Source organism: Nocardia asiatica NBRC 100129, from assembly GCF_000308415.1.
GTDB lineage: Bacteria > Actinomycetota > Actinomycetes > Mycobacteriales > Mycobacteriaceae > Nocardia > Nocardia asiatica.
Map to the genome: position 1 here is coordinate 1 of NZ_BAFS01000113.1, position 1,085 is coordinate 1,085.

1 protein-coding gene and 1 pseudogene are annotated in these 1,085 nt (G+C 64.2%); one reads left to right on the forward strand and one right to left on the reverse strand.

Features of this window, described 5'->3' with window-relative positions:
* Positions 1-385: hypothetical protein (locus tag ON27_RS44315; RefSeq protein WP_218002976.1), on the reverse strand; the 385-nt coding region annotated here is incomplete at its 3' end.
* A gap of 515 nt (positions 386-900) precedes the next feature.
* Between ON27_RS44315 and ON27_RS44690 the strand changes: the two are divergent.
* Positions 901-1,085: pseudogene (locus ON27_RS44690) on the forward strand (N-acetyl-gamma-glutamyl-phosphate reductase); the annotation flags it as partial.

A 1,085-nucleotide genomic window follows, 5' to 3' on the forward strand; every position in this document is an offset into this window, starting at 1 on the left:
GGCGCACTGCGCGCCGGGCGGAGACCGGAAGGAACAAGTAGCCGTTCGCCGCGACCGATGACTCGCACTCGGCGACAGCTCGGATCCGCAGCAGTCCCTGGCTGGGCTCGATCAATACCGGTTGCCCAGCAACCCATCCCAAGCGTTTGATCACCGACCGGTCACCCAACCGGCCTGCGGGATCGATCGTTGTCGTCGCACAGGTGAATTCGCCCATCGGTGGCACAGGCAACTCGACAGGAAAGGCAAACGGAATCCCCAACCGTCGAACCTCCCGAGAACTCGATGATGATGCCTTTACAACACCACCAGCAGGCTCGAACTGCGCACTGATTTCTCTATCGGCGCTCGCAGCACCCGACGGGAAACCGTGCACCGAAGACATCGGCTCAGTTTTCGGGACGCCCCAGCCTGCCGGTACTCGCCGAGGGGACCATTCTTCAGACCTTGTGCTCACGCTTCGATTCCTCACTCGCGACAGTCCGGGCGGCGGCCGTTTCGTCGCCTGCGACAGCTTCGACAACCGCTATCCGAGCAGGAGCCACGCTTCCCAGCGCCCAACGCGCTTGCCAGTGTCATGACGAGAACCGTCCGGCCTCGAAGACGAAATCTGCCCGACCTCAACTGATTCGGCACTCCGCCCGCTACAAGCCTCCAAGACGAGCACTCAGAGCGTCAAGACCAAAGAGCTACCCACCTTGTACACATTTTCGGAGAAATATACCCACACTGGGCACCCTTTCAGCCTCACCAGCCGAAAAGGTACCCGCAGTGGGTGACTTTGTCGGCTGCTGCGAATAACGCCGCCACGCAGGCGCCAACAACACCCGTGGGCCGCCGAAGCGGCGGGGGAGTGATACCGCCGATACAACACCGTTCGGGTCAGGCCTCTCCCACCTCCGGGCGCTGACCGCGGGCTCGAACACGGGCACCGCGCTGGGGGGAGTGCAGCCGCATCTGCTGCCGCTGGCCGACCGGGTGCACGCACGCACGACGGCCGCCGAACTGGCCAGCCACGACGTGACCTTACTCGGCCTGCCGCACGGCCAGCCCGCGGCCATCGCCGCCGAGTTGCCCGAATCCAC